Source organism: Levilactobacillus cerevisiae (assembly GCF_003946245.1).
Classification (GTDB): Bacteria; Bacillota; Bacilli; order Lactobacillales; family Lactobacillaceae; genus Levilactobacillus; species Levilactobacillus cerevisiae.
This window is the reverse complement of record NZ_RHNN01000016.1, coordinates 70588-78966: the sequence shown is the minus strand read 5'-3', so window position 1 is coordinate 78966 and position 8379 is coordinate 70588. Positions and strand designations below refer to the sequence as shown.

At 49.5% G+C, this 8379-nt stretch carries 5 protein-coding genes; 3 read left to right on the top strand and 2 right to left on the bottom strand.

Annotated elements, in window-relative coordinates:
* Positions 1-144: 144 nt before the first annotated feature.
* Complete coding sequence (locus EKM99_RS09235) at positions 145-921, bottom strand: C40 family peptidase (protein ID WP_125583092.1); 777 nt, start codon at positions 919-921, stop codon at positions 145-147.
* Positions 922-1326: 405 nt separating this feature from the next.
* Here EKM99_RS09235 and EKM99_RS09230 point away from each other — a divergent pair, with 405 nt between their 5' ends.
* Positions 1327-2037 carry an MIP/aquaporin family protein gene (locus EKM99_RS09230; protein WP_125583089.1) on the top strand — a complete coding sequence of 237 codons (711 nt, stop codon included), beginning with the start codon at positions 1327-1329 and terminating at the stop codon, positions 2035-2037.
* Between the two features lie 199 nt (positions 2038-2236).
* On the opposite strand, the gene EKM99_RS09225 is transcribed toward EKM99_RS09230, so the two are convergent.
* On the bottom strand, positions 2237-2947 hold the full coding sequence (locus tag EKM99_RS09225) for a TatD family hydrolase (RefSeq protein WP_125583087.1): 711 nt from the start codon (positions 2945-2947) through the stop codon (positions 2237-2239).
* Positions 2948-3405: 458 nt separating this feature from the next.
* Here EKM99_RS09225 and EKM99_RS09220 point away from each other — a divergent pair, with 458 nt between their 5' ends.
* Positions 3406-5874 (top strand): MucBP domain-containing protein, encoded by a 2469-nt coding sequence (locus EKM99_RS09220; protein WP_125583085.1) that lies wholly within the window; start codon positions 3406-3408, stop codon positions 5872-5874.
* 84 nt (positions 5875-5958) lie between these two features.
* Positions 5959-8229: a MucBP domain-containing protein gene (locus tag EKM99_RS09215; protein ID WP_125583083.1), complete on the top strand. Its 2271-nt coding sequence runs from the start codon at positions 5959-5961 to the stop codon at positions 8227-8229.
* Positions 8230-8379: the final 150 nt, after the last annotated feature.

The following is an 8379-nucleotide window of genomic DNA, read 5'->3' as shown; positions in this document are numbered from 1 at the left end:
CTCAAAAAAAATTGCCTAATCTCAAAGGATTAGACAATTTTATAAATGGAATTACCAACAACAGTTGACATAGAACCATAAAAAGTCCGTGGCACGGGGCCACAGACTTTGGAAAAATAATATTTAGGGTAACAATCAGGCATCCTAGCTCAAAGTGGCCGGACGCGAGTAGCCCACCGTATGCCACCAAGAAACGTTGGTGGCTTCGTTCACGACACCGCGGAGTTGGGCATCGATCATGGTGTTGCTACCCTTGTAGATCCCCACGTGGGTAATGTTATTCTTGCTGGTCCCGAAGAAAATCAGGTCGCCGGCCTTGGCGTTTGCGGAACTCACGTGCGTGTAAGTATCGTATTGTGATTGCGCCGTCCGGGGAAGCGTTTGGCCAATGGCCTTGCTGTAGACGTACTTGGTAAAGCCGGAGCAGTCAAATGAGCTCGGGCCATTCGCACCGTACACGTAAGGCTTGCCCAGCAAGGACTTGGCTTCGCTGTAGATTGCGCTGTAAGTACCGGAACCGGTTGTGCTGGTGCTACTGGAACTGGTGTGGGCGTAGCTCTTCTTTTGCAGGTAGCCGTGCCAGATCCAGCCGGAAGCGGTCTTGTTACTGTTGGTGACGTAGTAGTAGAGGTACTTCACGCCGTCCTTCTTGGTAATGTAACGCTTCTGCGTGGCATGCCAAGTGGTGTTCGGATAATTTTTAAGGTAGTGGGTCTTGGCGCCAAAGGTCATGTCGCTAGCGGTGCCGCCCAGGTTGTAAGTCCAGCCGGTAGCGCTCTTCCGCGTGTAAGCGGTATCGGTCATGCTACTGGTGCTGACAATCGTATTGGTGCTGTTGGCATGAGCGGTGGTCTGGCTCAGTGCGGGTACTAAGGCTGCGGCAAAGGCCACGGCGAAACTAACTTTTTGTAGAGTCTTCATTTTAATATCCATCCCTCATATGTCATTTGCTAATCGCTTGTTGCTACAAGTACTAAGATAACCCTCGGGAGTTACAAAATGGTTACGACCCAACATCATTGCGATTACCGTTCTGCGCCAGCTAGTAATATTACAAGGGTTGGATGACAATGACGGGACTAGCTGTCATCAGGCTCTAATTGTTCAAAAAGTTCAGGAGAACTAGTCGCCAAAATGTAGACCTAAGTTGTGGCTGGCCGGGGGTTAGTTGCGGTAACAAACTTTGACAGAATTCACACCAAATTCTCAGATTAAGTGCTTAATCTGTAACCGTTGCCATTTCAGTATCTACAATCCTTACAGATTGTGGTAGACTGTTCCTAGCTCGTATTAATCCATTACATATTAAGAGGAGGGTGTTATTTTATGAGTGGCTTTATTGGTGAGTTTTTCGGAACCCTAATTTTGATTTTGTTAGGGGTCGGCACCATGGCAAGTGTCAATCTGAACAAGTCGTACGCGAAGGGTGCTAATTGGACCTACGTCTGCGTGGCTTGGGGGATGGCAGTAACGATGGGGGTCTACGTAGCCGGTTTATTGGGCTCACAAGGACATTTAAACCCAGCCGTTACGATTGGTTTCGCAATGTTTGGTTACTTCCCATGGGCGGACGTTGTACCGTACCTGTTGGGACAATTCTTGGGCGCTTTCGTTGGGGCAGCAATTGTTGCTATTCATTATTATCCTCATTTCAAAGATTCTCCCGACGAAGCTAGCGGCAACCACGTGGGCATCTTCTCCACGAAGCCCGCTATCAAGAATCCCGTGTTCAACTTCCTCTCTGAAACGATTGCTACTTGGGCTTTCGTCTTCATTCTCTTGAACTTGGGGAACTTCACGGCCGGCTTAAAGCCATTTATGGTTGGGCTGGTTATCATGGTCGTTGGTATGGGCTTAGGTTCTACGACGGGATTCGCTTTGAACCCTGCCCGTGACTGGGGTCCGCGTCTGGCCTACACCATTTTGCCGATCCCTCACAAGGGACCCGCTGAATGGGGCTATGCCTGGGTACCAATGTGTGGTCCACTGGTCGGTGGGATCTTAGCTTCCGGCCTGCAATACTGGATTACGTACTAAAGCGATTCGCTAGTTCACTGGCAATTCGGCCGGAACGACGCAATCGCAAATGTAATAAATAGGTAAAAGCAACGCTTAAAAAATAATGGATTAAGATGATCGAGCACACGGCGGCTGGGGAGACCTGGTCGCTTTTTTCGTACCATAAATAGACGCGACCCGCAAATTGGGGCTGCGTCTATTTGGCGACGAGATGAAATTAACTCAAGAAACGGGTGAGGTTCTCGTACACAACGGCCTCCAAGTCCACCGGCGCCATTCCCCGCAGGTTGGCCACGACCCGCAGACTCTGTTTCAAAATGCTGGGATAATCGGCAACTTGGACTGGTCGGTGTTGGGCCCAAGTCACCGCCTCCAGCCCGTCCGTTTCAATCAGAAGCCGGTTCAGGGGGACGGTCTTGGCCAGTTGGGTGACGGCCGGGTCGGTCAACACGTCGGGGCCAATCGTGAAGTAACAATCCAGGCGAATATAATCTAACTGATATTCAGGTGAGGCGTACCAGTGAACCAGGTAGCGGTTGGGGTATTTTTGAATCTTAGTCAGGACCGCGCGTTCACAGCCCTTGGTATGCAGGATAACCGGCTTGCGGTGGTCGTGAGCGTAGCGCAATTGGGCCTCGAATAAGCGCGCCTGCTCCAGGAGGTTGACGTCGGTCCAAACACTATCCATCCCAATTTCACCAATGATTTTCGCGTCGGCTAAGTACGGCGTGACCTCGGCCCACCGTAACGTGGTGGCTTGCCAGGGGTGAATGCCAAAGCTCAAGGGTTGCTGGTCACCCACGAGGGCCAGGTTGGTGGCCCACTCGGCGGGAGACTGACAATTGATAATCGCTAAAATATGTTCATCACGTTGTAGTGCGGCTAGTTCAGCACTCCCGTCTAAATGACAATGCGCATCACTCAACATAGAATCAACCTCCTTGTGGTGAATTTGCTGTCAGTGTAGCACGTTCCTGGCGACTCGCCCAGTTAGGCGGATTAGTTGGCACGGATTCTTTCAAAAGCTGGCGCGTTGGTGGCTGAGTCATCCTCGGTGGAAGTTGCGGGTGTCGACATAATTTTAAATTTGTAACATAAGTATTTTTGGCTGAAATTTAGCAGCTCTTGTGAAATGGTTAAATCGTCTTACATGCAATGAGCACCGAAGATAAAGGAAATCATTCACGAACTAGATAACGGTATTTATTAGCAATTAAAATATATTCGGTGATGAATCGTTTTGCCTATCGGGTAGATTTCCCCGTACAAAGCGGCTATAATAATATTTGTAAAGGGCATATACCGTTTAGGTGAATAAACGGGTGGAGCAACAAATACTCATGCGGTGAGTAAACCACAATAACAAGTTTTCGAGGGGTGTTATTTATGTTTAATACGATGAATACCAAGGAACATTACAAAATGTATAAAAAAGGGAAGACTTGGATTTTTGCTGGAATCGTGACGGCAACGTTGGCTTTAGGGGCTTTTGGTGGCCAGACGGCGCATGCTGATACGGTGGCCGGTGAGACGCCGGCTGCGAGTGAAACCACAATCGGGGATGCCGCGGCATCAGCCAAAGAAGTGACGCTGACGCCGGGTGAGACGCCAGCACCGTCAACGACAGGCGCGACTGATAACGATGGTACCAAGGACGCCACAACTGGGACGCCGGCGACGGATAAAGTCACGCCGGCTAAAGACAGCACTGATACGGCAACACCGGACACGAAGGCTGCTGAAAATAACGAGACGCAGGAAAAGCCAGCGACTGACCCTAAGCCAGTCACAGATTCTCAGAGCCCAGCACCAGTGACGACGCCTAAAACGCCCACGCAACAACCAGCCGCAAAGCAGGTTACACCGGACGAACAGACTACCGGCAATGGCAGCGTGATCAAAAAGGTAAATAAGTTGGTCTTGCCGAAGCGAAAGAAAAACGTGGCGTCAAGAAGTAACCTCCTCCGCGCTGAACTGCCAGCGACACCAGCTGTTACGGTGGCCCAACCGGTTGCTGAGGCTGAGGAGTCGATTGACCAGTGGATGCCGAATACGAAGTTGCAGGCTGAGGTTTTAAGAACTTTAAATAATATTTCGCCTGAGGGCAAAACGTGGGCGAGTGCTAGTGATATTACGCAATCAGACATGCTGTACCTAACCGGGTTGACTAATAAAGAGACAACTTGGATCGATGATAGCACGCCATATTCTTTGGAAGGCTTGCAATACGCGACAAATTTAAGCAGATTGACTTTGATGGGTCTTCCACAACGTGGTGAGGGTCCAATTTACGGCGGAATCACTGATATTTCGCCACTATCTGGATTAACTAAGCTGACCTACTTAGACCTAAGCTTCAATTCAGTTTCAGACATTTCTCCAATCGCCAATCTTAAAAATATCACTTTTTTACAACTCCATTATAATAAGATCTCAGACTTTTCTTCGTTAACTCCGAGTCAGTACACGGAGGGATTTACCTATCAAAATCAATTAGCAGTACTTCCGCTCGTATACGTTTCAAATGTGTCTAGAACTGCTGATATGCCGTTCAAGGCTTATTTACCAGGTGGCACATTAGCGCAATTAGTTGAAGGCAACCCGGGAACGTTTATTGAGAACTATTACGAGACACCTACGACAGAGATATACTCGATGTATTTAAGAGGTGGTGATGGGGTTTCAGATAATAATGGCGGCTTAACGTTTACGAATTTAGTTAACAATGGTTACCAAAACCTGACTGAATTTGAAGGCATACCAATTGTACCCAATCAGCTGGTTTACTACATGGTTGGAAAGTATCTCAAGGCTGATGGAGAGAACTTCATCACGGTGGTTCAACCCTATATGATTGGTAACGATGCGGCTCCAGTTACGGTTCATTATGTTGATGAACAAGGAAAGGCCTTACAAGCTGATAGTACTGTTAACGGTGTCGTTGGGAACACTTATAGCATTGATGCACCAACAATCACTGGCTATGAACCAGCCACACCAGCCAACGCCACCGGAACATTCTCCGACAACGCTCAGACGGTCACCTTCGTTTACAAAGAAGCCACGTCTTCAGTTACCGTTCATTATCAAGATGAAACCGGTGCCACGATTAAGCCAGACACCGTAAGTTCGGGTAAAGTGGGCACGGCGTATGACATTGCGCATCCAGACATTACCGGGTACACCTACAAGGCAACGCAAGGGGATGCACAAGGGACTTACGCGGCCACACCAGCTGAGGTGACCTTCGTTTACACCAAGAACAGCACGGTCACCCCACCAGTCGTCACGCCAACCCAAACCATTACGGTCACAGTCCACTATCAAACGGCGGATGGGACCGCAGTGGCGCCAGACGTGACGGTCACTGGCAAGGTCGGCGATGCCTACACGACCAGCCCAGCGGCGAATGTGCCGGCCGGCTACAAGCTGGTCACCACGCCAAGCAACGCCAGTGGGACGTTAGGCGACAGCGATTTCACCGTGATCTACGTTTACGCCAAGACTGGCGGTGATGGCGACAAGGTTGTGGTTAAGCCAACTACGCCGACGAAACCAACGACTAAACCGAGTGTCAAGCCTGCCAAGAAGACGCCCGCTAAGAAGGTCCAGAAGAGTGGGCAGGCCGATACGGTTACTGGCGTTAAGCAGACACCGGTTGCCACTAAAGGTGGCTCAGCGGCCACTGTCAATTTAGCGGCAAAGACTGGCGAACCGGCAGTTGTGCCAACGGCCGTGGCTTCTAAAACCACGTTACCGCAGACCAATGAAACTACAACTTCACCACTCTGGGGGTTAGCGGTATTGGGAACTATCCTCGGACTCGTTGGTATTAAATTTAAGAAGGAGAAGTAACCGGTTGTTGAAGGGCTGCTAATCAGGGAGTCAATCTTGGTTCACAAATTAGTTACGCGAATGAATACTTAGGGAGTGAGTACGATGTTTAAGCGTTGCGGTGAAACCGAACATTACAAAATGTACAAGAAGGGCAAAACCTGGATTTTTGCTGGAATTTTGACAAGTTTCTTCATGGTGACAGCCGTGGGAACTGAGACGGCTTATGCTGATACCGTTGATGATTCGACGAGCTCTAGTCAGCAGGTAAGTGGGTCAAGCGAATCACAGAAGCAACAGGTGCCGTTGAAGTCAGGAGCAGCCACTGAGAAATCAGTTGGTAAATCGACTACTGAGACGTCTTCGGAGGTCCCTGATACAAATGATTCTGAGGCAATAAAGCCAACTGAACAACAACCGTCACAGAACGAAGTCGAGACACCGGCTGTCGGAAATACACCTGAGACTCCAAAGTCAGATCAGTCAGTAGTATCAACACCACAGAAACCGGTCGAAAAGCCGACTACGGTAGTCAAACCGGTAAAGGAAATCGCTGCTAAGGCAGTCACAACAATTGACACGAAGATAACAAATAGGGCGGCGATTTCAAGGCTAAGATCTGTTGCACCAACTGCCCAGCCAGAAGCTGCTGTTGTGGCAACACCTGTGAAAGCTGTTGTTCAGGCAGATCAATCAATTGATGAATGGATGCCAAACAAGGCTCTCCAGCAAGCGGTTTTCAAAACCTTAACGGCTACGAATACGCTAAGCAATCCATTAATTGCGGCGTCTGGCAGAACTTGGAGCAGTGTCAGTGATATTACACAGGCAGATATGGCGCTGTTGTATCACTTTGGCACTCAGGCAACCTTGACGACCACGTACATTGATGGGAAGTCGTCATTTTCACTTGAAGGGCTACAATACGCTACCAACTTAACTTACCTGGACTTGAAAGGGACTATGAATCTTATCCCCGGGACGACGGTGGTAAATTACTGGGGCCCAGCAATTGGCGAGGGAAAATATAATGGCGATATCACTGACATTTCCCAACTGGCGGGCCTGACGAAACTGACTTTCCTGCAGTTAGCCTCGAATAGAATCACGGATGTTACGCCGCTTGCTGGTTTGAAGAACCTGACAACTCTGCAAATGCCTTATAATTACGTTTCGGATTTTTCATCCTTAAACTATGCGCAGTATACCGGTGGGATAAGCTTTGACCACCAGTTGATTCTAAATGATCCCGTGGTTGTCAGTGGAATGACACGGACCTACACAACGCCAATTACCATTAAGTGGCCCCAAAATTTCCCTAACACGACGACCTCAAATAAAGGCTATGCATGGATGGACGATACGTTGACATCAGTTTACAGTTTTGAACCTGCTGGCGTAGGCACGAATGATGGTAACGGTAATATCGTTTACACTGGTATTCAGGACCAAGTCATGCCGGGGTCATCGGTACCGCTCTTTAAGGGCTATACAACAACGCAACTGCCATATAAATATTACTTGTCACAAGTTTACTTCGATTCGATTGGAATTCAATATTTTTCTGATTACACGCCATACACAATTGGTGAGGACGCGCAAACGGTTACGGTTCATTACCAAGACACAGCTGGTAAAGCAATTACGACCGATAAAGTGCTAGATCCAGGCATGGTTGGTGAGACCTATACCACGGAGCCATTGGTTATCAAGGGGTACACGTTAAAAGAGACTCCGGCAAATGCTACTGGAACTTATGGTACTGACCCAATTGATGTCATTTATGTTTATAGCAAAGATAACACGGTCATCCCACCAGTCGTCACGCCAACCCAGACCATCACGGTCACCGTCCACTATCAAACGGCGGACGGGACCACGGTGGCGCCGGATGTGACGGTCACTGGTAAGGCCGGCGATGCCTACACGACCAGCCCGGCGGCGAATGTGCCAGCCGGCTACAAGCTGGTCACCACGCCAAGCAACGCCAGCGGGACGCTAGGTGATAGTGACTTCACCGTGACCTATGTCTACGCCAAGACTGGCGGTGATGGCGACAAGGTTGTCGTTAAGCCAACCACGCCGACGAAGCCGAGCGTCAACCCTGCCAAGAAGACGCCCGCTAAGAAGGTCCAGAAGAGTGGCCAGGCCGATACGGTTACTGGCGGTAAGCAGACACCGGTTGCCACTAAAGGTGGCTCAGCGGCCACTGTCAACTTAGCGGCAAAGACTGGTGAACCAGCCATTGTGCCAGAGCCGGCAACTGCTAAAGCTACGTTGCCCCAGACCAACGACACGCAAACCTCACCACTCTGGGGGATCGCCGTTCTCGGTGCCCTCCTCGGTCTGGTCGGCTACAAGCGGCGGAAGAACTAGGGTTAATTTTATAAATTGATTCGCAGAGAGTCTGGGACAAAACCCCAGACTCTTTTTGGCTCTCCAACTCTATATTGCTGAAACGTGGGACAAAAGGCACCTGGCTCCGCTTAAAACTGATAGCCAAACAATCCAAGCCCAGGATTATTC

What these genes read in the sequence shown, in the direction of transcription:
- EKM99_RS09225 (WP_125583087.1), bottom strand. Translation starts at nt 2,947, where the DNA reads ATGTTGAGTGATGCGCATTGTCATTTAGACGGGAGTGCTGAACTAGCC.
- EKM99_RS09230 (WP_125583089.1), top strand. Translation starts at nt 1,327, where the DNA reads ATGAGTGGCTTTATTGGTGAGTTTTTCGGAACCCTAATTTTGATTTTG.
- EKM99_RS09215 (WP_125583083.1), top strand. Translation starts at nt 5,959, where the DNA reads ATGTTTAAGCGTTGCGGTGAAACCGAACATTACAAAATGTACAAGAAG.
- EKM99_RS09235 (WP_125583092.1), bottom strand. Translation starts at nt 921, where the DNA reads ATGAAGACTCTACAAAAAGTTAGTTTCGCCGTGGCCTTTGCCGCAGCC.
- EKM99_RS09220 (WP_125583085.1), top strand. Translation starts at nt 3,406, where the DNA reads ATGTTTAATACGATGAATACCAAGGAACATTACAAAATGTATAAAAAA.